A 23,680-nucleotide genomic window follows, 5' to 3' on the forward strand; every position below is an offset into this window, starting at 1 on the left:
CCTGAAGGAGCCGCCGTGCCGAACCAGCGCCGACTCACCCGCCGGGTTGGACTGCAGGCCTTACTGGCCGCAGCGGTCACCGTGCCCCTCTCCAGTGCCGCGATCACCACGTCCTCCGCCTCCTCCGCCGTCTCGCGGGCCCGCCGGGTCACCGCCCGCGCGGCACCGTCCCGGCCGGCGCCCCGCCTCGACGTCATGACCTTCAACCTGCGGTACGCCAGTACCGCCGAACCCAACAGCTGGGCCGACCGCCGGCCGGTGATGCGCGAACTGCTGCTCCGCGCGCACCCCCACGTCATGGGCACCCAGGAGGGTCTCTACCAGCAACTGCTCGACATCGAGTCCGGCCTCGGACCGCACTACGACTGGATCGGCACCGGCCGCGAGGGCGGCAGCCGGGACGAATCGACCGCCATCTACTACGACACCCGGCGCCTGGCCCCCGTGGAGCACTACACCTTCTGGCTGTCCGACACCCCGGAGGTCATCCGCTCCAACACCTGGGGCGCCGCCTTCCCCCGTATCGTCACCTGGGTCCGCTTCCGCGATCTCGCCGACGACGGACGGGAGTTCTACGTCGCCAACACCCACTTCGACCAGAAGAGCCAGTACGCCCGCGAGCGCAGCGCCACACTCCTGGTGAAGCGGATCGCGGAGTTCGACCGGAGGCTGCCCGTCGTGGTGACCGGCGACTTCAACGCGTACGCCCACAAGAACCGGGCCTACGACACCCTGGTGGACTCGGGGCTCGTCGACACCTGGGACGCGGCGCAGCACCGCGGCCCCCAGTACGCGACCTTCCACGGGTACCACCGCCTCAAGCCCGACGGCGACCGTATCGACTGGATCCTGACCTCGCCGGGTGTGACCACGCACCAGGCGACGATGGACACCTTCTCGATGCAGGGCCAGTTCCCCAGCGACCACCTGCCCGTACAGGTCTCCCTGAGCCTGCGATGAACTGAGCGCAGGACGCACTGAGCCCGCGACGGCACGACGAGGCCCCCGGGACCGGTACGTACCGGTCCCGGGGGCCTCGGACAGCCCGGCGGCGGGGATCAGCCCTTGCGCGCCTTGACCTCCTCGGTCAGCTGCGGGACGACGTCGAAGAGGTCGCCGACCACACCGAAGTCGACCAGCTCGAAGATCGGGGCCTCGGCGTCCTTGTTGACGGCCACGATGGTCTTCGAGGTCTGCATGCCCGCGCGGTGCTGGATCGCGCCCGAGATGCCGTTGGCGATGTACAGCTGCGGGGACACGCTCTTGCCGGTCTGGCCGACCTGGTTGGTGTGCGGGTACCAGCCGGCGTCGACGGCGGCACGCGAGGCACCGACAGCGGCACCGAGGGAGTCCGCGAGGGCCTCGATGATCGCGAAGTTCTCGGCGCCGTTGACGCCGCGGCCGCCGGAGACCACGATCGCGGCCTCGGTCAGCTCCGGACGCCCGGTCGACTCACGCGCGGTACGGCCGGTCACCTTGGTGCCGGTGGCCGCCGCCGAGAAGGTCACCGCGAGCGCCTCGACCGCACCGGCGGCCGGGGCGGCCTCCACGGCCGCGCTGTTGGGCTTGACCGTGATGACCGGGGTGCCCTTGGCGACGCGGGACTTGGTGGTGAAGGACGCGGCGAACACCGACTGGGTGGCCACCGGACCCTCGTCACCGGCCTCCAGGTCGACGGCGTCGGTGATGATGCCCGAGCCGATGCGCAGCGCCAGGCGGGCGGCGATCTCCTTGCCCTCGGCGGAGGAGGGGACCAGGACGGCGGCCGGGGAGACGGCCTCGACGGCGGCCTGGAGGGCGTCGACCTTCGGGACGACCAGGTAGTCGGCGTACTCGGACGCGTCGTGGGTGAGGACCTTCACCGCACCGTGCTCGGCCAGCGCGGCGGCGGTGTCGGCGGCGCCGCCTCCCAGCGCGACGGCGACGGGCTCGCCGATGCGGCGGGCCAGGGTCAGCAGCTCCAGGGTGGGCTTGCGGACGGCACCGTCCACGTGGTCGACGTAGACGAGGACTTCAGCCATGGGAATGCTCTCCTGCTTGGATAAGTTGAGGGGCGGTCAGCGAGTGCTGGGCTCAGATGAACTTCTGGCCCGCGAGGAACTCGGCGAGCTGCTTGCCGCCCTCGCCCTCGTCCTTGACGATCGTGCCCGCCGTACGGGCCGGACGCGCGGTGGCGTTCTCGACCGCGGTCCAGGCACCCTCCAGGCCGACCTCCTCCGCCTCGATGTCGAGGTCGGACAGGTCCCAGGACTGAACCGGCTTCTTCTTGGCGGCCATGATGCCCTTGAAGGACGGGTACCGCGCCTCACCCGACTGGTCGGTCACCGAGACCACGGCCGGCAGGGAGGCCTCCAGCTGCTCGCTGGCGGCGTCGCCGTCACGACGGCCCTTCACGACACCGTCCTCGACGGAGACCTCGGAGAGCAGGGTGACCTGCGGGACGCCCAGGCGCTCGGCGAGCAGGGCCGGGACCACACCGGCGGTGCCGTCGGTGGAGGCCATGCCGGAGACCACCAGGTCGAAGCCGGCCTTCTCGATCGCCTTGGCCAGCACCAGGGAGGTGCCGATGGCGTCGGTGCCGTGCAGGTCGTCGTCCTCGACGTGGATCGCCCTGTCCGCGCCCATCGACAGCGCCTTGCGCAGCGCGTCCTTGGCGTCCTCGGGGCCCACCGTCAGCACGGTGACCTCGACGTCGTCGTCCGAGTTCTCCGAGATCTGCAGCGCCTGCTCGACCGCGTACTCGTCCAGCTCGGAGAGGAGACCGTCCACGTCGTCACGGTCGACGGTCAGGTCATCGGCGAAGTGCCGGTCGCCAGTGGCGTCGGGCACGTACTTCACAGTGACAACGATCCTCAGGCTCACGCCGGCTCTCCTACTGCATCGTCTTTTCTGGGCTGCCTCTTGCAGGCAGCATAGGCGCCTCAAGCGGCTCATCCCGGTCGGGGCGGCCGCGCGCTCCGAACGAAATATTACTCACCAGTACAGCCAGTTCATGCCCGCTAAGCAAGCGCTTTGAACTGTGACCTTCGCAACGCAGCGTAACCGGAACTCGACGCGTTCGCAGAACGAGGGGGGTGTGATCCCCGGAACGGGACGCGTGTGATCAGTCCCGCAGACCGTTGAAGCCGCCCTGGTGGTACAGGAGCGGCCGCCCGGCGCGGGAGGGGTCGCCGAGGAGCACCTCGGCCAGCACGATCCGGTGGTCGCCGGCCGGCACGCGCGCGACGATCCGGCACACCAGCCACACCAGTACGTCGTCGAGGACCGGGACACCCTCATGGCCGTCGCGCCAGTTGGTGGGCGCGCCGAACCGGTCGGCGCCGCTGCGCGCGAAGGTGGCCGCGAGCTCCGCCTGGTGCTCGCCGAGGATGTGGACGCCGATGTGCTCGGCGGTGGATATCGCGGGCCAGCTGGAGGCGCCCGTGCCGACGCCGAAGGAGAGCATCGGGGGCTCGGCGGAGACGGAGACGAGGGAGGTGGCGGTGAAGCCGACCGGGCCGTCGGCGCCGCGCGCGGTGATCACCGCCACGCCGGCCGCGTGCCGCCGGAAGGCGGAGCGGAGCAGGTCGGGAGAGGCGAGCTGAGGGGTGCCGAGGTCGGGCGTGGCCGTCATGGAGTTGTCCTTCTGCGAGGGGCGGCGTCGGGGTCCGTGGCTGCTCAACAGCCCGGACAGCGCGCGCTCGCGGTGCGGGCCAGGTCCACGTGGACCCGCCCGTAGAGAAGGAGTTCCTGAGGCATACGGTCAGGCTGACGATAGGTGGTGCGCCCAGTCAAGTACGTTCCGGCATATGGGAGGTGCCTCACCGTCATCGGCATGTCCGTCAGACCGCCTCTCCCAGCGCCGCGATGACGTCCGCCTTGCGGGGCTGTCCGGTGGCCCGGCGCACCACCCGGCCGTCCGCGTCGAGCACCAGCACGGTGGGGGTCTTGAGGATCTCCAGCTCGCGCACGAGGTCCAGGCGGGCCTCGGCGTCGATCTCGACATGGGTCACGCCGGGGACCATCCCGGCGACCTCGCCGAGCACCCGCCGGGTGGCCCGGCAGGGGGCGCAGAAGGCGCTGGAGAACTGCACCAGCGTGGCCCGTTCGCCCAGTTCGCCGCCGAGTTCGGCCGCCCCGAGCCGCTTGCCGTCGTCACGCCCGCGCACCCGTACCCTCCCGCTCCGCCGCCTGTGCAGCACTCCGTAGACGCTCGCCGCCGCGAGCACCGCCGCGCACACCACCAGTCCGGTCATCACCGGACAAGGATCCACGAGACGGCCCAACACCCGGAAAAGCGTTCACGAGACTGCAAAGATTCCCGGCTCCCCTACCGGCCCGCGGGGCGGAATCCTTGGTTCATGGACATCGACGCACGTGGGCCGCGGTTCGGCGCGGCCGTGACGACGGTCGTACTGGCCGCCGCACTCATCACCCGGAGCCCCTGGGTCCTCGCCTGGCAGACGCTGGCGTTCGCGCTCGGCGCGGCCGGTGGCGTGACCCGGTCCCCGTACGGCTGGGTGTTCCGGACGGCCGTACGTCCGCGGCTCGGTACCCCGACCGAGTTCGAGCCGCCGGAGCCGCCGCGTTTCGCACAGGCGGTGGGGCTGGTCTTCGCGGGGCTCGGTCTGGTCGGATTCACGCTGGGCCCCGCCTGGTTGGGCCTGGCGGCGACCGGGGCCGCGCTCGCCGCGGCCTTCCTCAATGCGGCATTCGGGTACTGCCTGGGCTGCGAGATGTTCCTGCTCATCCGGCGGTTGACGGCGCACCCGGAGTAAAGGCGGGTTAAAAGCGCGAGGTGGATCAAGGGAAGAACGTGACGAGAATCTCGCCGCGCCCGGGCACCAGGGCTGGCTCCCCGTCCGTTCTTCGGGCACGATCTGCGAGACGCCGTAAACCTACGGCTGCGTAACTTTCCCGCCGGGAGCCCCTTTCCCAGGCAGAGCAGAAAGGGTCCGTCCCGCCCATGGCAGAGCTGGTCTACCGTCCCGTCATCGGTTTCGCCAAGACGCTGTTCAAGGTCTGGGACCTCAAGATCGACTGCCAGGGTTCGGAGAACATCCCGCGCTCGGGCGGCGCCGTGCTGGTGAGCAATCACATCAGCTACCTGGACTTCGTCTTCGACGGCCTGGCGGCGCTGCCGCAGAAGCGCCTGGTGCGGTTCATGGCGAAGGAGTCGGTGTTCCGGCACCGGATCTCCGGCCCGCTGATGCGCGGGATGAAGCACATCCCGGTGGACCGCAAGCAGGGCGAGGCCGCCTACCAGCACGCGCTGGACTCGCTGAAGTCCGGTGAGATCGTGGGGGTCTTCCCGGAGGCCACCATCTCCCAGTCCTTCACGCTGAAGAGCTTCAAGTCGGGCGCCGCGCGCCTCGCCCAGGAGGCCGGCGTCCCGCTCGTCCCGATGGCGCTGTGGGGCACCCAGCGCATCTGGACCAAGGGCCAGCCGCGCAACTTCAAGCGCAACCACCTGCCCGTCACCATCCGGGTCGGCGAGCCTGTGGAGGCCCCCCGCGACCAGTACGCGGGCGCCATCACCCGCCGGCTGCGCGAGCGCGTCCAGGAGCTCCTGGACGCCGCCCAGCGCGCCTACCCGGCCCGCCCGAAGGACGCGACCGACACCTGGTGGCTCCCGGCCCACCTGGGCGGCACGGCCCCCACGCTGGACCAGCTGAAGGCCGCCGAGGCGATCTGAGCCTCAGCCCCGGGCCTCAGCCCGCCGACTCGGGCGCGCGCACCTCGATGCGGGCGCCCGGGCTGAACTTCTCCAGCAGTTCGGCGAGTTCGGCGCCCGCCGCGACCACCTCGGGCACCGGCATCGGGGCCAGGCTCTCCAGCAGGAAGACGGCCGAGGTCGTCCGTTCGGTGAGGCGGGTGCGCGGGCCCTGGCGCCAGTTCCAGCGGCGGCAGGTGACCCCGGCGTCGTCGCACCACACGACCTCGCCGGCGTCGGGGTGCTCGACGGCCTCCTCGCCCCCGGCCACGGTCACGAAGTCCTCCTCCCCCGTGGCACGCACGAGGCGCATCCCGCCCTGGATCAGGTCGAGGTCCTCGCCCCCGACCGGGATCAGGTGGGCGACGCTGATCGCGTTGTAGAGGTCCACGAGCAGGTTGATGCGGGGCAGACCGCCGTCCGCGAGGGCCCGCTTGGCCAGTGCCTCGGCCGAGTTGCGGGTGCGGGACGGCTTGGAGCCGAAGGCCGTGTAGGCCGCCCGCCAGGCGGCCATGTGCGGGTCCTCGTGCGGGGCGCGCCCGTCGAGGCGTCCGGCCAGCCGGTGGGCCGCGTCGTCGAGGAGCGCCGAACTCGCCTCGGTGCTGGGCCCGTTGACCAGGCCGTGGGCCTCGATCACGAGGTGCGTGAAGCCGGGCGCGAGGGCGCGCACCTCGTCGGACACGGTGAGCGTGAGAGTCATCTGCGTTGCCTCAGAGTGCGATGGGGAGCGTCTTCCAGAGGTACGTGCGGTCCGGCGCCGCTCTGAGCGCGCCGAGCACGACCGGGTGAGGTTCAGCGTACAGGACCGGATAGTCCATCTCATTGGACTGCGGGTCGGGTACCCAGGCCAGCCGTTCGCCGTCGAGGGAGAACTGCGCGTCCACGCCTGGCTTGTTGCCGCGCGGGTCCTGCCGGTGCCAGGCGCCGCGGAAGCGGACGGCGACCAGTCCGTGCACGGCATGGCCGTGACCGTCGTCGTCCGCCAGCCGCTGGTAGCACAGGGCCGCGGGGATGTCCTCGGCCCGCAGCAGGGCGGCCAGGGCGTGGGCCTTGGCATAGCAGATGCCGGTGCGCTGCTCCAGCACGTCCGAGGCGCGCCAGGTGACCCGGGGGTCGTCGGCGTCGGCGGAGTGCGGGATGGCGTCCCGCACGAATTCATATGCGGCGCGCGCATAGCCGTACGAGTCCTCCGCCCCCGCCGCCAGCCGGGCGGCCGTTTCCCGGACCACGGGATGGTGATGGTCCATGACCTCGTCAGCGGCCAGGTAGGCGGACAGGTCGGCGGTGTTCTGGATCAGCTCCATGGCCGCAGAGCATAGAAATGCGGCCACCCGAGCGTCAATGACTTTTCAGGTGACCGCATATCTATGCGGCAGGCGGCTCTGCAGCGCCCGTAAGGGGCGCGGGGAACTGCGCGACCAGCCACGACGTAGCTGCGGTCGGCAGATCACGGCGCTCCCCGCGCAGCACTCAGCGCGCCATCTCCTCCTTGAGCGCCGCCACGAACGCGTCCACGTCCTCCTCGGTCGTGTCGAAGGCGCACATCCAGCGCACGTCCCCGGCCGCCTCGTCCCAGAAGTAGAACCGGAAGCGCTTCTGCAGGCGCAGGCTCACATCGTGCGGGAGCCGTGCGAAGACGCCGTTGGCCTGCACCGGGTGGAGGATCTCCACCCCGTGCACGGCCCGGACGCCCTCGGCGAGCCGCTGGGCCATCTCGTTGGCGTGCCGGGCGTTGCGCAGCCACAGGTCCCTGGCGAGCAGGGCCTCCAGCTGCACCGACACGAAGCGCATCTTGGAGGCGAGCTGCATGGACAGCTTGCGCAGGTGCTTCATGTGGCTGACGGCGTCCTGGTTGATCACCACGACCGCCTCGCCGAACACGGCGCCGTTCTTGGTGCCGCCCAGGGAGAGGATGTCGACGCCGACGGCGTTGGTGAAGGTGCGCATCGGGACGTCCAGGGAGGCCGCCGCGTTGGCTATCCGGGAGCCGTCCAGGTGCACCTTCATTCCGTGCGCGTGGGCGTGCTCGCAGATCGCGCGGATCTCGTCCGGCGTGTAGAGGGTGCCCAGTTCGGTGCTCTGGGTGATCGAGACCACCTGCGGCATCGCGCGGTGCTCGTCGTCCCAGCCGTACGCCTGCCGGTCGATGAGCTCCGGGGTGAGCTTGCCGTCGGGGGTGGGCACGGTGAGCAGCTTGAGGCCGCCCATGCGCTCGGGGGCGCCGCCCTCGTCGACGTTGATGTGGGCGCTCTCGGCGCAGATCACCGCGCCCCAGCGGTCGGTGACCGCCTGGAGCGCGACGACGTTCGCACCGGTGCCGTTGAAGACCGGGAAGGCCTCCGCCGTGGCCCCGAAGTGACTGCGGACGATCCGCTGGAGGTTCTCGGTGTACTCGTCCTCGCCGTACGCCACCTGGTGGCCCCCGTTGGCGAGGGCCAGCGCGGCCAGTACCTCGGGGTGGGCTCCGGCGTAGTTGTCACTGGCGAAACCGCGGACCTGCGGGTCGTGGTGGCGACGCGCGTCGGTCTTGGGAGGGTTCACGGCTTCTCGGTCAGCCACAGACGGTTTCCGTTCACTTCGGCGGCGGTCTTGCTCCAGACACCCTCGATGGCCTCGGCCAGGTCTTTGACGTCCGTGAAGCCCGCGAACTTCGCGTTGGGCCGCTCGGCGCGCATCGCGTCGTGCACCAACGCCTTCACCACCAGGATGGCAGCGGCGGAGGTCGGGCCCTCGGGCCCCCCGGCCTTGCGGAAGTAGTCGGCCAGGGCGAGCGTCCACGCCTCGGCGGCGGCCTTGCCCGCGGCGTACGCGGCGTTGCCCGCGGTGGGCTTGCTCGCGGCGGCGGCGCTGATCAGGACGTACCGGCCGCGCTCGCTGCGCTGCAGCGCCTCGTGGAAGGCGAGGGAGGTGTGCTGCACGGTCTTGACGAGGAGCAGCTCCAGGAAGTCCCAGTCGTCCAGGCTGGTCTTGGTGAAGGTCTCACTGCCGCGCCAGCCGCCCACCAGGTGCACGAGACCGTCGACGCGCCCGAAGTCCTTCTCGATGTGGGTGGCCCAGTCCCGGGTGGACTGGAGGTCGAGCAGGTCCACCGTGTCACCCGTGACGGTCGCGCCGCCGGAGGCATAGCGGGCCGCGTCCACCGCCTCCGACAGACGCTGCGGGTCGTTGTCCGCCCCGACGACGGTCGCGCCGGCCTCGGCCAGCCGCATCAGCGTCGCACGCCCTGCGGGTCCGCCCGCGCCGGCCACCGCGATCACCGCACCTCTGAGAGCCCCGTTGCCCACCATGTCGTTCCCCTCTTGAGCCGTGTTCCGCAGCCCGTCGCTCACGCGGCGACCGGCTCGGCGCTGTCCGCCGTGATGCCCTTGGTCTCGGCGATCACGTTCTTCAGTTTCTTGGACAGGGCCTCGTAGAACATGCTCAGCGGAAACTCGTCCGGAAGCACGTCGTCCACGAGCTTGCGCGGCGGCAGGGTCAGGTCCAGGGCGTCGGGACCCTTGGCCCACTTGGAGCCGGGGTGCGGGGCGAGGTAGGTGGCGACCAGCTCGTAACCGGCGAACCAGTGGACGAGCTTCGGGCGGTCGATGCCGTCCTTGTACAGCTTCTCGATCTCGGCGCACAGCTGGTTGGTGACCTGCGGGGCGCGCTCCCAGTCGATGGCGAGCTTGTTGTCGGTCCAGCGGACCACGTCGTGCTTGTGCAGGTAGGCGAAGAGCAGCTGACCGCCCAGCCCGTCGTAGTTGCGGACCCGGTCGCCGGTGACCGGGAAGCGGAACATGCGGTCGAAGAGCACCGCGTACTGCACGTCACGGGCCTGCGGGACGCCGTCGGCCGCCAGCTTCACGGCCTCCTTGAAGGCGGTGAGGTCGCAGCGCAGCTCCTCCAGGCCGTACATCCAGAACGGCTGGCGCTGCTTGATCATGAACGGGTCGAAGGGCAGGTCGCCGTGGCTGTGGGTGCGGTCGTGGACCATGTCCCACAGCACGAAGGCCTCCTCGCAGCGCTTCTGGTCGTGGACCATCGCCGCGATGTCCTCGGGCAGGTTCAGGCCGAGGATGTCGACGGCCGCGTCGGTGACCCGGCGGAACCGGGCGGCCTCGCGGTCGCAGAAGATACCGCCCCAGGAGAATCGTTCCGGCGCCTCGCGCACGGCGATGGTCTCCGGGAAGAGGACGGCGGAGTTGGTGTCGTAGCCGGCCGTGAAGTCCTCGAAGGTGATACCGCAGAACAGCGGGTTGTCGTACCGGGTGCGCTCCAGCTCGGCCAGCCAGTCCGGCCAGACCATGCGCAGCACGACCGCCTCCAGGTTGCGGTCCGGGTTGCCGTTCTGCGTGTACATCGGGAAGACGACCAGGTGCTCGAGCCCGTGCGCGCGGCCCGCGGCGGGCTGGAAGGCCAGCAGCGAGTCGAGGAAGTCGGGCACCTGGAATCCTCCGTCGGCCCAGCGCCGCAGGTCCGCCACGAGCGCCCGGTGGTAGGCGGTGTCGTGCGGGAGCAGCGGGGACAGCTCCTCCACCGCCTCGACGACACGCCGTACGGCGGCCTCGGCGTCGGTCCGCGCGGGCGTGCCCTCGGCCTCGAAGTCGATGGACCCGTCCTTCGACTGCCATGGCCGGATCTGCTCCACGGCATCCTTGAGCACGGGCCACGCCGGGTGCTCGACCACCCTGGTCACGGGAGGAACCTGCTCCTCCGAACCCACCTGCACAAGAATTTCCGTCATGTCCCATCCTCCACGGGAGAAGCTTCCGTAAGGACACCGTATGCATACGAGCTTTCTCCCAGCAAGGGGGCCCTCGGGAAATTATCCTGCCTCACTCCTTCTTCACCGCGCTTTTTCCTGTCTGAAACCGTGAAGGCGCTCACATTCACCGCAGCCGGTGACGGAGCGTCAGCTCCCGGGGACCGCATGGATCCGGCCGGTCAACGCACGGCGGGACGCGCCCACCCCCGGGTGACCGCCGACCGGGGCACGGGCCAGGCGTCGCGCACCCGGCGCACCAATCCCCCCGTGTACGTACGGGTACATCGCGACGGGCGGCCATTAGGCTGCGCCCAGCCGCGTGGACAGCGACGTCCGTCGTACGGTTCGCGCGCCTGCCCCACCGCCGCCGTCGACGGAAGCGAGTTGAATCTTGAACTTCCTTACCATCGGTCACCGCGGAGTCATGGGCGTCGAGCCCGAGAACACCCTCCGTTCCTTCGTCGCCGCCCAGCAGGCCGGCCTCGACCTGATCGAACTCGATCTCCACCTCAGCAAGGACGGCGCCCTGGTCGTCATGCACGACGCGGAGGTGGACCGCACGACCGACGGCACCGGCGCGATCGCCGACAAGACCCTGGAGGAACTGCGCGCGCTGGATGCCGGCCGGGGCGAGCGAGTACCGGTGTTCGAGGAGGTCCTGGACGCGGTGCGGACCCCGTTGCAGGCCGAGATCAAGGACGTGGCCGCGGCCCGGGCACTGGCCGAGGTCATGCAGCGGCGGGACCTGGTGTCCCGGGTGGAGGTGTCCTCGTTCCACGACGAGGCGGTCGCCGAGATCGCCCGGCTGGTGCCGGGGGTGCGCACCGCGCTGATCGCGAGCCGCTACGGCACCGACGTGGTGGAGCGGGCCCAGGAGGCGGGGGCGGCGACCCTCTGCCTGAACATCCGCCGGCTGACCCTGGAGGTCGTCGAGCACGCCCGCAAGGCGGACCTGCGGGTGATCGGCTGGGTGGTGAACACCCAGGACGACCTGCGGCTGGTGCGGGCGCTCCAGCTGGACGGCGCGACGACCGACTACCCGGAGATCAAGCGCACCGCCCGCTTCACCGCGTGAACACCGGCCCGCGCCTCACACCAGCGGCTTGACCAGCAGCTCGAACTGCAGATCGGCGCGCTGCGGAATGCCGAAACGCTCCTCGCCGTACGGGAACGGCGTCATCCTTCCCGTACGGCGGTAGCCGCGCCGCTCGTACCAGGCGATCAGGTCGTCGCGTACCGAGATCACTGTCATGTGCATCTCCGTGGCGCCCCAGTCCTCGCGTGCCTGGCGCTCCGCCTCGGCGATGACGACCTTGCCGAGGCCGGAGCCCTGGAGGGCGGGACTCACCGCGAACATGCCGAAGTAGGCGTGGGTGCCGCGGTGTTCGAGCTGGCAGCAGGCGACGACCGCGCCGTCCCGCTCGACGACGAGCAGCTTGCCGTCCGGCCCCTTGATCACTTCGAGGACGCCCTCCGGGTCCGTCCGCTGCCCCTCCAGGATGTCCGCCTCGGTGGTCCAGCCGACCCGGCTGGCGTCGCCCCGGTAGGCCGACTCGATCAACGCGACCAGGACGTCCACGTCGGCGTCGGTGGCGTCGCGGAAGGCCGATCCGACGGCGGCGTTCTCCATGTGCGGGTTCTCCGATCTCAAGCGCGACTGAGCCGGACCCGAGCCTATCCCCGCGGCGCGGCTCCGGATTCCCAGGTCACGACCCCGTCCCGGGGCGGCCTGCCACTACGCTCCGGTTGCATGGTGCATGTACTGAGCAGCCGTACGCTGATCCACCCCACCGACCCCGAGCGGTCCCGCGCCTTCTACGGCGAGCGGCTCGGCCTCGACGTCTACCGTGAGTTCGGTACGGGGGCCGAGCGCGGCACGGTCTACTTCCTCGGCGGCGGGTTCCTGGAGGTCTCCGGGCGGTCGGACATCCCGCCTTCCCCAGCCGTGCAGTTGTGGTTGCAGGTCGCGGACGTCGCGGCGGCACACGAGGAGCTGGTGGCGCACGGCGTCGAGATCGTGCGGCCGCCCGTGAAGGAGCCGTGGGGCCTGGTCGAGATGTGGATCGCCGATCCGGACGGCATCAGGATCGTGCTGGTGGAGGTGCCGGCCGACCATCCGCTGCGCTACCGGCCGACCGTAGCGCCCTAGAGGGGCGCCGGGAACTGCGCGACCAGCCACGACGAAGCCGCGGTCGACCGACGGCAGATCGCGGCACTTCCAGCGGGGGCGGGGACGGGGGCCGGGCCGGCGGTCAGGCCCGCAGCGCGCCCATCCTCCCCTCCAGTCGGCCCAGCAACTCCGCGAGGAGCCCCGCAAGTTCGCCCTGGCCCTCGGGGGCGAGGACGGACAGCACGGCCGTCTCGTAGGCGAGTTGCTCGGGCAGGAGGCCGTCGACGAGGTCGCGGCCCGCGTCGGTGAGGCGGAGGTGGGCGACCCTGCGGTCACGGGCGTCGCCGCGCCGCTCGACCAGGCCGCGCTCGGTGAGCTGCTTGAGGCGTTTGGTGACGGCGGCGCCGGAGGAGAAGGTCTCCTTGGCGAGCTCGCTCGGCGTCAGCTCGTGGCCGGTGCGGCGGAGCGCGCCGAGCAGGTCGAACTCGGGGCGGCTGAGGCCGGCCCGGCGCAGCGGGGCGTCCTCGGCCTGCTGGAGCAGGGCGGCGCAGCGGTTGATCCGGCCGATGACCTCCATGGGCCCGGTGTCCAGCGCGGGATGGACGCTCTGCCACTGCCGGACGACGGCGGCGACGGTGTCGACCCGCCCCGCGTCCTCGCCCGTGCCTCTGCCCGCTTCGCTCCCGGCCGCCGGTCGTCCGCTCGTCGCCGTCATGGCCGTACGTCCTCCGTTGTCCTCGCGCCGTCCCAGGAGTGCGTTCCCTGGCGTCGTACCGTCGCGGCGAGCGTACGGTGTCCGGACTGCTCGGCGAGCACGACCCGCTCCTGGGGCAGTGCGCGTTGCCACCACTCGCCGGACGCGGCGTCGGCCGTGGCGCGCAGGTCGGCCAGGGCGGCGGCCAGGGCGCGCCGGGCGGCCTCCAGGGCACGCGGCGCCGGCTGCGGCTCGGCGAGCAGCCGGGCGGCCTGTTCGCGGGCCCGCTCGACGGCGGTCAGGGCGTGTTCGAGGCCGTCGCCGGCCCGGCGGTTGGTGACGACGGCGGCGGCTGCGAAGCCGACGAGCGCGCCGACCAGGGTGTCCACGACCCGCTCGGTGATCAGCTGTCCGGCGTTCTGGGTGCGGGCGAACTCGGTGACGAGGAGGGCCATCGGGGTGACGCAGACGCTGCCCAGCCAGTAGTTGCGGCTCATCAGCGCCTCGGCGCCGAAGTTGAAGGCGAGGCAGCAGAGCACCAGGACGGCAGGGTGCAGGTGGGCGAGCGGTACGACGGCGGCGAAGACGAGGACGCCGAGGAGGTTGCCGACGACGCGCTGGACGCCCCGGCTCCAGGTGAGGGTGACGTTGGCCTGGTAGAGGGAGGCGGCGGTGACCAGCGCCCAGTAGGGGCGGCCGACGCCGAGGGCGAGGGAGGCGTAGCCGGCCAGGGCGCAGCCGAGCACGGTACGGGCGGCGAGGGGGGCGAGCGGGCCGAGCCGGTGCCACAGCGGGCGCTGCGGTACGGCGCGTTCGGCGTCGAAGCCGAGCAGGTCGTCGTCGGCCCCGGCCACCCGGGGGACGCGTCCGGTGCCGCGCAGGACCCGGGCCCAGTCGCGGAGCAGCCGCGGGTCGGCGTCGGCGGGGGCGGCGAGGGCGACCTCGGCGCGGACGACGAGGTGTTCGAGGGCGCGTCGGGTGCGGTCGGTGCGGGCGCCGGTGGCGAGCAGTGCCTGCCAGGCGGCCTGCACGGCGGCGGCCGCGGCGGCCCGGGCCCTGTCGTGGCCGTCGCCGGTGCTGGCGGTGCCGTTGCTGCCCTGGGTGCCCTGGGTGCCCTGGGTGTCGGCGTAGGCCGCGGTGGCGTTCAGGGCGTGGGCGGTGGCCCGGCGTTCGGGGCCGTGCGGGCGCAGCAGCCCGGGGGCCATGCCGACCAGCCAGGCCCAGGCGCCCGCCGCCAGGGCGAGGCCGACGTGGCCGGGGACCTGGCCGAGGGTCTGCGGGGCGAACAGGGAGGCGGAGCTGATGAAGGTGAGGACCACGTTTCCGGGCGGCCCGACCCGGGTGGCGTCGCAGAGGACCTTCTGGACGGCGGCCAGCAGCGCGCCGACGGTGACCAGGGCGACCGCGTTCGTGGTGAGCGAGGCGGCGACGAGGGCGAGGGCGAGGCCGCCGACCATGCCGAGGACCACCAGGGCCAGGGTGCGGGCGCGGGCGGGATAGGGGCGGTTGTGGCCGTAGAGGGCGCACAGCGATCCGGCCATCGTGTACATCGCCAGGTCGAGGCGGCCGAGGGCCAGCAGGGTCAGGTTGGGCGGGGCGACCGCGGCGACCACGCTCACGGCGGGCTTGAACCAGATGTCGGCGGGGCGGCCGAGGCGCAGCGCGCCGGCGAGGGGCAGACGGCGGGTGGTCGCAGGGGTCGCGGTGCTCATACCCATCAATTTAGCACGTGTTTTACCAGTAAATTTTTTCCGAACGACACTGGTCACGTACCGTGCTCCGGCGAATGCTCCCCGTGTACATCCTTGCGCTCGCGTGCGCGCCGTGCGGCCGGGGCATCGCATCCATCGACGCGACGTCGAGCGGGGAGGTGCGCCGTGCACGGACCGGCTTCGCCCGGCTGGCTGCTGGTGGCGCTGTGTGCGGCGACCGGGGCCTACTGTCTGCTGCGGATGCGCAGCAGTGTCGAGGAACAGCGGCGCGCCGCGGGCGGCGAGGCGCTGATGGGGTTCGGCATGGCCGTCATGGCCGTGCCCGCGACGGTGTTCACCCCGCCGGGGTGGGCGTGGCCGCTGTACGCGGCGGTGTTCGGCGCGGCCGCGCTGCGCGCCCTGTGGAGCGCCCGCAGCAGTCCGCACCATCTGCACCATCTGGTGGGGGCGGCGGCGATGGTCTACATGGCGGTGGCGATGGCGGCCTCCCCCGGCGCCCACCATCACGGCGGCGCCGGAGTCCCGCTGGTGACCGGGCCGTTGCTGCTGTACTTCACCGGCTATGTGCTGCTGTCCGGCGCGCGGCTCGTCCCGGGCGCGGTCGCCGCCGGGACAGGCGCGGTGGCCGTCAGGACGGGCGCGGTCAGGTGGGGCGACCGGCCCGAACTCGCGCGGACCTGCCGCCTGTCGATGGGGATCGGGATGGTGGCGATGCTGCTGGCGCTGTGAGGAGGTGACGCCACTCGCGGCGCAAACGTTGCTTGCGTCACTTTGGCGCAATGGGCTGTACCCCTCGGCGGCCCCCCGCTCATAGGGTGCTGGCCATGATGGTCCCCGTGGCACTGCTGCTGCTCGGCGCCTTGACCGCCGCGGTCGGCCCCCGGTTCCTCGCCCGGGCCGACTGGACGGACCGGGAACCGGTGGTCGCCCTGTGGGTGTGGCAGTGCGTGGTGGCGACCGTACTGCTGTGCTGCGCGCTGTCGATGACGCTGAGCGCGGCGGCGGCCTGGCAGGCGGTGCGCGGGCAGGTGTTCGCGACCGCCCCGAGCGGGGTGATGGACGCCTACGCGCTGGGTACGACCGGCCCGTGGGCGGCCGCGACCGCGGTCACGCTCGCCTGCGCCGGGCTGTGGAGCGGGGCGATGCTGGTGCGGGAGATCGTCCGGGCCAGGTCCGGGCGCACTCGGCGCCGGGCCGAACTCCTGCTCCGCGCGCCGCTGTTGCCCGGCGAGGAACCGGCCGACGGCCGGCTGGTCGTCCTGGAGGGGGAACGCCCGGATGCCTGGTGGCTGCCCGGGGCTGCACCCCAACTCGTCGTCACCACCGCCGCGTTGCGCCGCCTGAAGGGGCGTCAGCTGGACGCGGTACTCGCCCATGAGCAGGGCCACGCGCAGGCCCGGCACGACTGGCTGCTGTACTGCTCGGCCGCGCTGGCGGGCGGGTTCCCGCAGATCCCGGTGTTCGCCGCGTTCCGCGACGAGATGCACCGGCTGGTCGAACTGGCCGCCGACGACATGGCCTCCCGGCGCCACGGCCGCCTCACCACTGCGCTCGCCCTGGTCGAACTCAACGAGGACCGGGGCGTGTTCGGCCCGGCACCGGCCCCGCACGCCCATGTCCCGCAGCGGGTGGACCGGTTGCTCACCGCCCCGGACCGGCTCCCCGCCCGGCACCGGCTGCGGCTGACCGCGACGGCCGCCCTGGTCCCGGTGATCCCGGTACTGGTGGCGCTCGTACCGAGCCTGCGCGCCCTCCGGTGAGACGGTACCCGTCAGGGGAATTGCCCCGCGGGCAATGATTCGGCAAAGATCGCGTCATGCGCCCCCCAGTCAGCGACCGTCCTGCCCCGCTTCTCGCGACCGCCGTTCTCGCCCTCTCCTCGGCGCTGCTGCTCGCCCTCGTGGCCGGCGAGTGGCCGCCCCTGGTCGCGGTGGACGAGGGCATCGCCGACGCCACCCACCGCTGGGCCGTGGCGGACGACAGCACCACGCAGGTGCTGCGCATCCTGGCGGACTGGGTGTGGGACCCGCTGACCATGCGCCTGCTGTGCGCGGCGGTGGCGGTGTGGCTGGTGTGGCGGCACTCGGCGTGGTGGACCGCCCTGTGGCTGACCCTGACCTGTGCGCTCGGGACCGTCGCCCAGCAGTCCCTGAAGGCCGCCGTCGGCCGCCCGCGCCCGGTGTGGCCCGACCCGGTCGACTCCGCCCGCTACGCCGCCTTCCCCTCCGGGCACACCATGACGGCCACGGTGGTCTGCGGCCTGCTGCTGTGGCTGCTGCACCGCTGCGGCACCGGTCGCGCGATATGGCGTACGGCCCTGGCCGCGGCCGGGCTCTCGGTCGTGGGCGTGGGCGTGACCCGGGTGTGGCTCGGCGTCCACTGGCCCTCGGACGTGCTCGGCGGCTGGCTGCTCGGGGCCCTGGTGGTGGCACTGGCGGTACTGGCGTACGAGTGGGAGCGCGACGGACGGGGAAGCCCTCGCCCGTAGCCCGCCGCGTCGCACCGGGCCGTCGGTAGAGTCCGGCGCATGACTGCCGTTCTCTTCGACTTCTCCGGGACCCTCTTCCGTGCCGAGTCCGCCGAATCCTGGTTGCGGGCGGTGCTCGCCGAGGCCGAAATACCGCTTTCCGAAGCCGAGTTGGCGGAGACGGCGCGAGCGCTGGAGACGGCCGGGGCGCAGCCCGGCGGGGCCTCCCCGGCCGCACTGCCCGAGGAGCTGTCCGGGGTGTGGGCGGTGCGGGACGAGAGCGCGGAGCTGCACCGGGCCGCGTACACCGGCCTGTCCCGGCGGGTGGCGCTGCCGGACCCGGCCCTGCACGACGCGCTGTACGAGCGGCACATGACCCCGGACGCCTGGAAGCCGTACCCGGACGCCGTCCGGGTCCTGCGCACGCTGCGCGAGCACGGGATCCCGGTCGCCGTGATCAGCAACATCGGCTGGGACCTGCGCCCGGTCTTCCGTGAGCACGGGCTCGACGCGTACGTGGACGCGTACGTCCTGTCGTACGAGCACGGTGTCCAGAAGCCGGATCCGCGGCTCTTCACGGTCGCCCTCGAGGCGCTCGGGGCCGAGCCGGCCGGGACGCTGATGGTCGGGGACAGCAGGCCCGCCGACGGCGGGGCGGCGGCGCTCGGCTGCCGGGTGCACTTCGTGGACCCGCTGCCGGTGGCCGAACGGCCGGACGCGCTGCTGCCGGTCCTGGACCTGGTGGGCGCGACCCGCCGACCGGCCGCGCCCACCCAGGCCTGACCTGTCGCGCCGTCCGCCCGAGACGCTCCCCCGTGTCGCCCCGGACGGACGGCAGCCCTGAACCGGCCCCGCGCAGGGCGGTGCCCACTGCGTCGATTATAGTTGGCTGGCAGCCAGTCAACGCAGGAGTTCCAGAATGTCCCCGCGCAGCCCCTCGGTCAATGAAGAATTGCGAAGGCGTTCCCGCGAGCGGCTGCTGCAAGCCGCGGTGGAGCTGGTCGACGAGCACGGTTTCGAGGCGACCACGCTGGGTGCCATCGCGGACCGGGCCGGGTCCGCACGCGGCCTGGTGTCGTACTACTTCCCCGGCAAGCGCCAGCTGGTCCAGTCCGCCGTGCACCGGCTGATGCACCGCACGCTGGAGGAGGCGCTGGAGCACGAGCCGCACACCGAGGACGGGCGGGAGCGGCTGGCCCGGGCCATCGACGCGATCCTCGGGCTCGCGCACGACCGGCCGGTGCTGATGCGCCAGCACATGGCCGGCCTGCTGCAGGGCGAGGGCTTCGTGCAGTGCCCCGAGCAGCGCCGGCTGTCGGAACTGCTGGGCGACACCGTCGCCCGGTACGGCTCGCACCACGTCGACGTCGACTACCCCATGCTGCGCGCCGTGCTGATGGGGGCGGTGTACGCGGCGCTGGTGCCCGGTGTGCCGATGCCGATCCCGGCGCTGCGGGCGGAGCTGTTCGAGCGCTACGGGCTCGACCTGAAACTGGGCCTGCCCCCGGAGTCCGCGCCGGCGCCCGGGCGGCAGGACCTGTCCCGGTTCTTCGCGACCGAGGACCGCACCGAGCCCCCGGCCGCATCCGGGCCCCGACCCGGTTAGTCAGCGGCGGGTGTGACGCGGTGTCAGGAAGCCCGCGTCCCGCGCCTGGGCGATGAGCCGGAGCGACCGCCGGCGGCTGTGCCCGGTCGCGCACATCACCGCGAGGACCGGATCGAGGCCCTCCTCCTGCGCGGCCCGGTACTTCTGGGCGACCAGCCATCTCCCCTCGATGCCGCGCGGCCAGGCGGGCCGGGCGCGCCGCGAGCCGCCGGGCTCACCGCCCTCGGCCAAGGCTGCGGCCTCACCGCCCTCGGCCGCCGCCTCGGGCTCGTCGTCCGCGTACGACTCCATGCCGCAGGCCCGGCAGAGCGGCTCCTCGATCCAGTCGGCGAGCACCGTCAGATCGGCCAGGGAGAGCGCGGGACACGCCTTGACGTCCTCGATGGAGACCCGCCCCTCGGCCACCACGGCGAGGGCGTCGACCTGCGCGCCGTCCTCGAACGCCAGCCGGACCTGGAACCACGACGTGGCTCCCGTGTGCTCCTGTACCTCCCAGGCCGGCGACACGGACACCGTGCCGTCCTCCGCGCGCCGATCAGAAAGATTAAGAAACGATGCTTCTAGCACATACGCAACGTAACCTCATGATCACACTTCACGGCCCCGGACACGCGTCCGCGTCACCCCAGCGGCCCCTGTCGAGGCGTCCGGGCCGGTGGGATGCTGAAGACACCAGCCCCTCGGGCAAGGAGTCCCCCCGTGTTGCGTGTCGCCGTCGTCGGCTCCGGGCCGAGCGGGTGCTACACCGCCCAGAACCTCGTCCAGCTCGACCCCACGGTCCGTGTGGACGTTCTGGACCGGTTGCCGTGCCCGTACGGTCTGGTGCGGTACGGCGTCGCCCCCGACCACGAGAAGATCAAGTCACTGCAGGGGAACCTGCGCACCGTCCTCGAGCACGAGCGGGTGCGGTTCCTCGGCGGGGTCCGGATCGGGGGCAGGGGCGGCCTGCCGGTGGAGCGGCTGCGGGAGCTGTACCACGCGGTGGTGTACTGCGTGGGCGCCGCCACCGACCGGCGGCTCGGGATTCCCGGCGAGGAGCTGCCGGGCAGCTGGTCGGCGACCGAGTTCGTGTCCTGGTACAGCGCGCACCCGGACGCGATCGACGCCGGGTTCGTGCGCGACGCCCGGTCGGCGGTGGTCATCGGGGTCGGCAACGTCGCGGTGGACGTGGCACGGATGCTGGCCCGGGGAGTCGCGGAGCTGAGCCCCACCGACATGCCGCAGGAGGCGCTGGCCGAGCTCGCGGCGAGCCGGATAAGGGACGTCCACGTGGTGGGCCGACGCGGCCCGTCCCAGGCCCGCTTCACCACCAAGGAGCTGCGCGAGCTCGGCGGTCTGCCGGGCACCGAAGTCCTGTTGGATCCGGACGAGTTGGCGCTCGATCCGGCCTACGCCGACCCCTCCGGGCTGCCCGCCGCCCAGCGCCGCAACGTGGAGGTGCTGCGCGACTGGGGCGGCGCCGGCGGCCGGGGTGCGGAGCGCAGCATCTGGCTGCGTTTCTTCCTGCGCCCGGTCGAACTCCTCGCCGACGGCGGGCGGGTGGGCGCGGTGCTCTTCGAGCGCACGCAGATCGACGCACGCGGCAGGGTGCGGGGCACCGGGCAGTACGAGGCCGTCGAGGCGCAGTTGGTGCTGCGTTCGGTGGGCTATCGCGGAGTGCCGCTGGACGGGCTGCCGTTCGACGAGGAGACCGGGACCGTGCCCCACGAGGGCGGCCGTGTCCTGCACGGTTGCTTCAGCACACCCGGCGACTACGTGGCCGGGTGGATCAAGCGCGGCCCGACCGGCGTCATCGGCACCAACCGGCCCGACGCCAAGGAGACGGTGACCTCCCTCCTGGCGGACGCGCCCGCACTGCTGCGCAAGCAGGTGCCGGAGGATCCGGTCGCCGCACTGCGCGCTGCGGGCATCGAGCCGGTGCCGTGGACGGGCTGGCAGGCGATCGAGCGGGCCGAGGCGGCGCTCGGCGCCCGGCTCGGCCGCGGCGTGGTCAAGCTGGCCGACTGGAACTCCCTGCTGGCGGCGGCGCGGTCGGGGTCGTAGCGGAGTCACGCGCGATCAGGTGGGCATGACACGTATCGGCAACGAGTCGGAAATCAACAAACTGTTCAAGCCGCTTACCGTCTCGTGCTGTCCGGATGTCGTCCCCGCTCTGGAGTCCCCATGGTCACCACCAGCGCCTCCGTCCATCCCGTCGACGAGGTCCCACCCGTACGGCAGTTGGCCGCGTTCGGCCTCCAGCACGTGCTCGCGATGTACGCGGGCGCGGTCGCCGTTCCGCTGATCGTGGGCGGCGCGATGAAGCTGTCGCCCGCCGACCTGGCGTATCTGATCACCGCCGACCTGCTGGTGTGCGGCATCGCGACGCTCATCCAGTGCGTCGGCTTCTGGCGCTTCGGCGTCCGGCTGCCGATCATGCAGGGCTGCACGTTCGCGGCGGTCTCGCCGATGGTCCTCATCGGTACGACGGGCGGCGGGCTCCCCGCGATCTACGGTTCGGTGATCGTGGCGGGCCTGGCGATCATGCTGCTCGCGCCCGTCTTCGGCAGACTGCTGCGCTTCTTCCCGCCGCTGGTCACGGGCACGGTGATCCTGATCATCGGGGTCTCGCTGCTGCCGGTCGCCGGCAACTGGGCGGCGGGCGGCGCGGGTGCGAAGGACTTCGGGGAGCCGAAGAACCTGGCGCTGGCGGCCTTCGTGCTCGCGGTGGTGCTCGGCGTCCAGCGGTTCGCGCCCCCGTACCTCGCCCGGATCGCGGTCCTGGTCGGCATCGCGGTGGGCCTGGCGGTGGCGGTCCCCTTCGGGTTCACGGACTTCAGCGGGGTCGGGGACGCGGACTGGCTGGGCATCAGTACGCCGTTCCACTTCGGGGCGCCGACGTTCAGGGCCTCGGCGATCGTCTCCATGCTGGTGGTGGCCCTGGTCACGATGACCGAGACGACGGGTGACCTGATCGCGGTCGGCGAGCTGACCGGCCGGAAGGTCGAGCCGGGCTCGCTCGCCGACGGTCTGCGTGCCGACGGCCTCTCGACCGTCCTCGGCGGTGTCTTCAACACCTTCCCGTACACGGCGTTCGCGCAGAACGTGGGCCTGGTCGGGATGACCCGGGTGCGCAGCCGCTGGGTGGTCGCGGCGGCCGGCGGCATCCTGGTGCTGCTCGGTCTGCTGCCCAAGCTGGGCGCGGTGGTCGCGGCGATCCCGGCTCCGGTGCTGGGCGGTGCGGGCCTGGTGATGTTCGGCACGGTCGCGGCGAGCGGCCTCAGGACCCTGGCGGCCGTCGACTTCCACGGCAACAACAACCTGACGGTGGTGGCCGTCTCGGTGGCGGTCGGCATGCTGCCGGTGGGCGTGCCGACGGTCTACGCGAAGTTCCCGGACTGGTTCCAGACGGTGATGAACAGCGGCATCAGCGCGGGCTGCCTGACGGCGATCGTCCTGAACCTGCTCTTCAACCACCTGCCGGCGAAGGCGGATCCGGCGCCGGGGGCGGTTCCCAGCGGAGCGGAATCCGCCTGAGCGGTCCGCCGGAAGTGCCGCGATGTGCCGTCATTCGGCTGCGGCGCCGTTGTGGCTGGTCGCGCAGTTCCCCGCGCCTCTTTGGGGCGCGGTGGAGGGGTCGGTGGAAAGGTGCTCGTGGACGGCCCGCCAGTGCCCGTCGTCGGCACGGTGGAAGACGATGGTCTCGCGCTCGTGGAGAACTTCCTCTCCGGCCGTGGTGGAGACCCGGGTGGTCACCGAGTGGGTGAACACGGCCGTGTCGCCGACGAGCTGGAGGCGGCGGTCGGTCGAGGCGCAGGACAGGACGCGGAAGGCGTCCTCCTCGCTCCACTTCTGCCAAAGGGCTCGGTACTCCTCGGTGGAGTCCAGCCGCCGGTCGGTGGTGTGGAAGACGAACGTGGCGTCGGGCGCGAAGGCGGCGAAGTAGTCGTCGGTGCGGCCCTCGGCGAAGGCGGCGATCAGGGCGTCCGCCGCGGCGAGGGCGGTGTCGTGGTCGTTGCTCAAGGTTTCGGCTCCGAGATCCGGGCCACCGCGCGGACGGGTGCGCCGTCCGCGCCGGGCAGGTGCAGGGGGAAGAGGCTGACGTGCACGTCGTGGCCGGCGTCCTGGGCATCCAGGACCTCGGCGAGGTTGGTGAGGTTCTCGGCGATGACTGCGTCGGCGCCGCACAGGATGCGGTGGGCGGGCAGGGTCTCGCCGGGGGTGGGGTCGACACTGAGGGCGTCGATGCCGACGGTGTGCACGCCGCGGGCGACCAGGAGGGCGGCCGCCTCCTCGGTCAGGTAGGGATGGGCGTGGTAGGCGTCGGTGCCCCAGTGCGCGGACCAGCCGGTGGCGATCAGCACGATCCGGCCGGCCGGGACGCGGGCCAGCAGCTCCGGCCCGATGGCCGCCCGGGGCGCGAGGCCCCGGGCGTCGACGACGTGGGCGGGGCCGTCGAAGCGGTCCAGCGGCAGCTGGTCCAGCGCGGGCAGGCCGTCCTCGATGTGGGAGGGCGCGTCCACGTGCGTGCCGGACTGCGAACCCATGTGCACCTGGAGGACGTTGACGCCGTCCTGGGCCGCGGTGAGCGCGGGCCGGATGTCCACCTCCGGGTCGCCGGGGTAGACCGGCATGCCGGTGCGCAGCGGCACCGACAGGTCGATCAGGCGCATCCC

Annotated in this window: 27 protein-coding genes; 12 read left to right on the forward strand and 15 right to left on the reverse strand. The window is 72.1% G+C overall.

The features are described 5' to 3' along the window. Positions 1-15: 15 nt before the first annotated feature. Entirely contained in the window at positions 16-960 is a 945-nt protein-coding gene (locus ACWGKQ_RS12300; RefSeq protein WP_453291830.1) for an endonuclease/exonuclease/phosphatase family protein, read from the forward strand. Positions 961-1,058: 98 nt separating this feature from the next. Here ACWGKQ_RS12300 and ACWGKQ_RS12305 read toward each other — a convergent pair whose 3' ends face one another. The 4 genes from ACWGKQ_RS12305 to ACWGKQ_RS12320 all read right to left on the reverse strand — a co-directional run bounded on the left by ACWGKQ_RS12305 (position 1,059) and on the right by ACWGKQ_RS12320 (position 4,235). Continuing rightward, the gene (locus ACWGKQ_RS12305; protein WP_453291831.1) at positions 1,059-2,021 is read right to left on the reverse strand and encodes an electron transfer flavoprotein subunit alpha/FixB family protein; all 963 of its coding nucleotides are present in this window, start codon (positions 2,019-2,021) and stop codon (positions 1,059-1,061) included. Positions 2,022-2,073: 52 nt separating this feature from the next. Next, on the reverse strand, positions 2,074-2,862 hold the full coding sequence (locus ACWGKQ_RS12310) for an electron transfer flavoprotein subunit beta/FixA family protein (RefSeq protein ID WP_453291832.1): 789 nt from the start codon (positions 2,860-2,862) through the stop codon (positions 2,074-2,076). A gap of 241 nt (positions 2,863-3,103) precedes the next feature. Next, on the reverse strand, positions 3,104-3,613 hold the full coding sequence (locus tag ACWGKQ_RS12315) for a flavin reductase family protein (protein WP_453291833.1): 510 nt from the start codon (positions 3,611-3,613) through the stop codon (positions 3,104-3,106). A 208-nt stretch (positions 3,614-3,821) separates the two neighbouring features. After that, positions 3,822-4,235: a TlpA family protein disulfide reductase gene (locus ACWGKQ_RS12320; RefSeq protein WP_453291894.1), complete on the reverse strand. Its 414-nt coding sequence runs from the start codon at positions 4,233-4,235 to the stop codon at positions 3,822-3,824. A 105-nt stretch (positions 4,236-4,340) separates the two neighbouring features. Here ACWGKQ_RS12320 and ACWGKQ_RS12325 point away from each other — a divergent pair, with 105 nt between their 5' ends. After that, the gene (locus tag ACWGKQ_RS12325) at positions 4,341-4,757 is read left to right on the forward strand and encodes a DUF4395 domain-containing protein (protein WP_453291834.1); all 417 of its coding nucleotides are present in this window, start codon (positions 4,341-4,343) and stop codon (positions 4,755-4,757) included. Positions 4,758-4,945: 188 nt separating this feature from the next. Next, complete coding sequence (locus ACWGKQ_RS12330) at positions 4,946-5,674, forward strand: lysophospholipid acyltransferase family protein (protein ID WP_217555290.1); 729 nt, start codon at positions 4,946-4,948, stop codon at positions 5,672-5,674. A gap of 16 nt (positions 5,675-5,690) precedes the next feature. On the opposite strand, the gene ACWGKQ_RS12335 is transcribed toward ACWGKQ_RS12330, so the two are convergent. The 5 genes from ACWGKQ_RS12335 to ACWGKQ_RS12355 all read right to left on the reverse strand — a co-directional run bounded on the left by ACWGKQ_RS12335 (position 5,691) and on the right by ACWGKQ_RS12355 (position 10,415). Then, positions 5,691-6,392 carry a B3/B4 domain-containing protein gene (locus tag ACWGKQ_RS12335; RefSeq protein ID WP_453291835.1) on the reverse strand — a complete coding sequence of 234 codons (702 nt, stop codon included), beginning with the start codon at positions 6,390-6,392 and terminating at the stop codon, positions 5,691-5,693. Between the two features lie 10 nt (positions 6,393-6,402). Next, entirely contained in the window at positions 6,403-6,996 is a 594-nt protein-coding gene (locus ACWGKQ_RS12340; RefSeq protein ID WP_453291836.1) for a transglutaminase domain-containing protein, read from the reverse strand. 166 nt (positions 6,997-7,162) lie between these two features. Beyond that, complete coding sequence (locus tag ACWGKQ_RS12345) at positions 7,163-8,233, reverse strand: threonine aldolase family protein (protein WP_453291837.1); 1,071 nt, start codon at positions 8,231-8,233, stop codon at positions 7,163-7,165. Continuing rightward, positions 8,230-8,976 (reverse strand): SDR family NAD(P)-dependent oxidoreductase, encoded by a 747-nt coding sequence (locus tag ACWGKQ_RS12350; RefSeq protein WP_453291895.1) that lies wholly within the window; start codon positions 8,974-8,976, stop codon positions 8,230-8,232. Before ACWGKQ_RS12350 ends, ACWGKQ_RS12345 begins: the two co-directional genes overlap by 4 nt. Before the next feature lie 41 nt (positions 8,977-9,017). After that, positions 9,018-10,415, reverse strand: a complete 1,398-nt coding sequence (locus tag ACWGKQ_RS12355; RefSeq protein ID WP_453291838.1) for a DUF6421 family protein — start codon at positions 10,413-10,415, stop codon at positions 9,018-9,020. Between the two features lie 412 nt (positions 10,416-10,827). Here ACWGKQ_RS12355 and ACWGKQ_RS12360 point away from each other — a divergent pair, with 412 nt between their 5' ends. Next, positions 10,828-11,511, forward strand: a complete 684-nt coding sequence (locus tag ACWGKQ_RS12360; protein WP_453291839.1) for a glycerophosphodiester phosphodiesterase — start codon at positions 10,828-10,830, stop codon at positions 11,509-11,511. 15 nt (positions 11,512-11,526) lie between these two features. Here the strand turns inward: ACWGKQ_RS12360 and ACWGKQ_RS12365 are convergent, their stop codons facing one another. Beyond that, positions 11,527-12,066, reverse strand: a complete 540-nt coding sequence (locus tag ACWGKQ_RS12365; RefSeq protein WP_453291840.1) for a GNAT family N-acetyltransferase — start codon at positions 12,064-12,066, stop codon at positions 11,527-11,529. Positions 12,067-12,186: 120 nt separating this feature from the next. On the opposite strand from ACWGKQ_RS12365, the gene ACWGKQ_RS12370 reads away from it, so the two are divergent. Next, on the forward strand, positions 12,187-12,585 hold the full coding sequence (locus tag ACWGKQ_RS12370) for a VOC family protein (RefSeq protein ID WP_453291841.1): 399 nt from the start codon (positions 12,187-12,189) through the stop codon (positions 12,583-12,585). Between the two features lie 103 nt (positions 12,586-12,688). Here ACWGKQ_RS12370 and ACWGKQ_RS12375 read toward each other — a convergent pair whose 3' ends face one another. Together ACWGKQ_RS12375 and ACWGKQ_RS12380 are read right to left on the reverse strand one after the other, a co-directional pair. After that, positions 12,689-13,261, reverse strand: coding sequence for a MarR family winged helix-turn-helix transcriptional regulator (locus tag ACWGKQ_RS12375; protein WP_453291842.1), 573 nt, complete (start codon positions 13,259-13,261; stop codon positions 12,689-12,691). Next, positions 13,258-14,952: an FUSC family protein gene (locus ACWGKQ_RS12380; protein WP_453291843.1), complete on the reverse strand. Its 1,695-nt coding sequence runs from the start codon at positions 14,950-14,952 to the stop codon at positions 13,258-13,260. Before ACWGKQ_RS12380 ends, ACWGKQ_RS12375 begins: the two co-directional genes overlap by 4 nt. 165 nt (positions 14,953-15,117) lie before the next feature. On the opposite strand from ACWGKQ_RS12380, the gene ACWGKQ_RS12385 reads away from it, so the two are divergent. The 5 genes from ACWGKQ_RS12385 (at position 15,118) to ACWGKQ_RS12405 (ending at position 19,025) form a co-directional block, all read left to right on the forward strand. After that, positions 15,118-15,681, forward strand: coding sequence for a DUF5134 domain-containing protein (locus ACWGKQ_RS12385; protein ID WP_453291844.1), 564 nt, complete (start codon positions 15,118-15,120; stop codon positions 15,679-15,681). Positions 15,682-15,776: 95 nt separating this feature from the next. Next, positions 15,777-16,712, forward strand: a complete 936-nt coding sequence (locus ACWGKQ_RS12390) for a M56 family metallopeptidase (protein ID WP_453291845.1) — start codon at positions 15,777-15,779, stop codon at positions 16,710-16,712. A 56-nt stretch (positions 16,713-16,768) separates the two neighbouring features. Further along, positions 16,769-17,440 carry a phosphatase PAP2 family protein gene (locus ACWGKQ_RS12395; protein WP_453291846.1) on the forward strand — a complete coding sequence of 224 codons (672 nt, stop codon included), beginning with the start codon at positions 16,769-16,771 and terminating at the stop codon, positions 17,438-17,440. Between the two features lie 39 nt (positions 17,441-17,479). Then, positions 17,480-18,202 carry an HAD family hydrolase gene (locus ACWGKQ_RS12400; protein WP_453291847.1) on the forward strand — a complete coding sequence of 241 codons (723 nt, stop codon included), beginning with the start codon at positions 17,480-17,482 and terminating at the stop codon, positions 18,200-18,202. A 136-nt stretch (positions 18,203-18,338) separates the two neighbouring features. Further along, positions 18,339-19,025, forward strand: coding sequence for a TetR/AcrR family transcriptional regulator (locus tag ACWGKQ_RS12405; protein WP_453291848.1), 687 nt, complete (start codon positions 18,339-18,341; stop codon positions 19,023-19,025). Here ACWGKQ_RS12405 and ACWGKQ_RS12410 read toward each other — a convergent pair whose 3' ends face one another. After that, a complete protein-coding gene (locus tag ACWGKQ_RS12410; RefSeq protein ID WP_453291849.1) occupies positions 19,026-19,538 on the reverse strand; it encodes a DUF6214 family protein in 513 nt (170 codons plus the stop codon). Between the two features lie 186 nt (positions 19,539-19,724). On the opposite strand from ACWGKQ_RS12410, the gene ACWGKQ_RS12415 reads away from it, so the two are divergent. Then, positions 19,725-21,068 (forward strand): FAD-dependent oxidoreductase, encoded by a 1,344-nt coding sequence (locus ACWGKQ_RS12415; protein ID WP_453291850.1) that lies wholly within the window; start codon positions 19,725-19,727, stop codon positions 21,066-21,068. A gap of 120 nt (positions 21,069-21,188) precedes the next feature. Continuing rightward, the gene (locus ACWGKQ_RS12420) at positions 21,189-22,541 is read left to right on the forward strand and encodes a nucleobase:cation symporter-2 family protein (RefSeq protein WP_453291851.1); all 1,353 of its coding nucleotides are present in this window, start codon (positions 21,189-21,191) and stop codon (positions 22,539-22,541) included. A 30-nt stretch (positions 22,542-22,571) separates the two neighbouring features. Here the strand turns inward: ACWGKQ_RS12420 and ACWGKQ_RS12425 are convergent, their stop codons facing one another. After that, entirely contained in the window at positions 22,572-23,027 is a 456-nt protein-coding gene (locus ACWGKQ_RS12425; protein ID WP_453291852.1) for a YybH family protein, read from the reverse strand. Then, positions 23,024-23,677 (reverse strand): cyclase family protein, encoded by a 654-nt coding sequence (locus tag ACWGKQ_RS12430; protein ID WP_453291853.1) that lies wholly within the window; start codon positions 23,675-23,677, stop codon positions 23,024-23,026. The genes ACWGKQ_RS12425 and ACWGKQ_RS12430 overlap by 4 nt, the downstream gene beginning before the upstream one ends. Between the last annotated feature and the right edge of the window lie 3 nt (positions 23,678-23,680).

This window comes from Streptomyces sp. NPDC054770, assembly GCF_053611985.1.

Excerpts from the sequence above, each read along its gene's own strand:
- ACWGKQ_RS12340 (WP_453291836.1), bottom strand. The coding sequence starts at position 6,996 with ATGGAGCTGATCCAGAACACCGCCGACCTGTCCGCCTACCTGGCCGCT.
- ACWGKQ_RS12325 (WP_453291834.1), top strand. The coding sequence starts at position 4,341 with ATGGACATCGACGCACGTGGGCCGCGGTTCGGCGCGGCCGTGACGACG.
- ACWGKQ_RS12355 (WP_453291838.1), bottom strand. The coding sequence starts at position 10,415 with ATGACGGAAATTCTTGTGCAGGTGGGTTCGGAGGAGCAGGTTCCTCCC.
- ACWGKQ_RS12405 (WP_453291848.1), top strand. The coding sequence starts at position 18,339 with ATGTCCCCGCGCAGCCCCTCGGTCAATGAAGAATTGCGAAGGCGTTCC.
- ACWGKQ_RS12365 (WP_453291840.1), bottom strand. The coding sequence starts at position 12,066 with ATGGAGAACGCCGCCGTCGGATCGGCCTTCCGCGACGCCACCGACGCC.
- ACWGKQ_RS12430 (WP_453291853.1), bottom strand. The coding sequence starts at position 23,677 with ATGCGCCTGATCGACCTGTCGGTGCCGCTGCGCACCGGCATGCCGGTC.
- ACWGKQ_RS12330 (WP_217555290.1), top strand. The coding sequence starts at position 4,946 with ATGGCAGAGCTGGTCTACCGTCCCGTCATCGGTTTCGCCAAGACGCTG.
- ACWGKQ_RS12320 (WP_453291894.1), bottom strand. The coding sequence starts at position 4,235 with ATGACCGGACTGGTGGTGTGCGCGGCGGTGCTCGCGGCGGCGAGCGTC.
- ACWGKQ_RS12335 (WP_453291835.1), bottom strand. The coding sequence starts at position 6,392 with ATGACTCTCACGCTCACCGTGTCCGACGAGGTGCGCGCCCTCGCGCCC.
- ACWGKQ_RS12420 (WP_453291851.1), top strand. The coding sequence starts at position 21,189 with ATGGTCACCACCAGCGCCTCCGTCCATCCCGTCGACGAGGTCCCACCC.
- ACWGKQ_RS12305 (WP_453291831.1), bottom strand. The coding sequence starts at position 2,021 with ATGGCTGAAGTCCTCGTCTACGTCGACCACGTGGACGGTGCCGTCCGC.
- ACWGKQ_RS12400 (WP_453291847.1), top strand. The coding sequence starts at position 17,480 with ATGACTGCCGTTCTCTTCGACTTCTCCGGGACCCTCTTCCGTGCCGAG.
- ACWGKQ_RS12315 (WP_453291833.1), bottom strand. The coding sequence starts at position 3,613 with ATGACGGCCACGCCCGACCTCGGCACCCCTCAGCTCGCCTCTCCCGAC.
- ACWGKQ_RS12390 (WP_453291845.1), top strand. The coding sequence starts at position 15,777 with ATGATGGTCCCCGTGGCACTGCTGCTGCTCGGCGCCTTGACCGCCGCG.
- ACWGKQ_RS12395 (WP_453291846.1), top strand. The coding sequence starts at position 16,769 with ATGCGCCCCCCAGTCAGCGACCGTCCTGCCCCGCTTCTCGCGACCGCC.
- ACWGKQ_RS12375 (WP_453291842.1), bottom strand. The coding sequence starts at position 13,261 with ATGACGGCGACGAGCGGACGACCGGCGGCCGGGAGCGAAGCGGGCAGA.
- ACWGKQ_RS12370 (WP_453291841.1), top strand. The coding sequence starts at position 12,187 with ATGGTGCATGTACTGAGCAGCCGTACGCTGATCCACCCCACCGACCCC.
- ACWGKQ_RS12380 (WP_453291843.1), bottom strand. The coding sequence starts at position 14,952 with ATGAGCACCGCGACCCCTGCGACCACCCGCCGTCTGCCCCTCGCCGGC.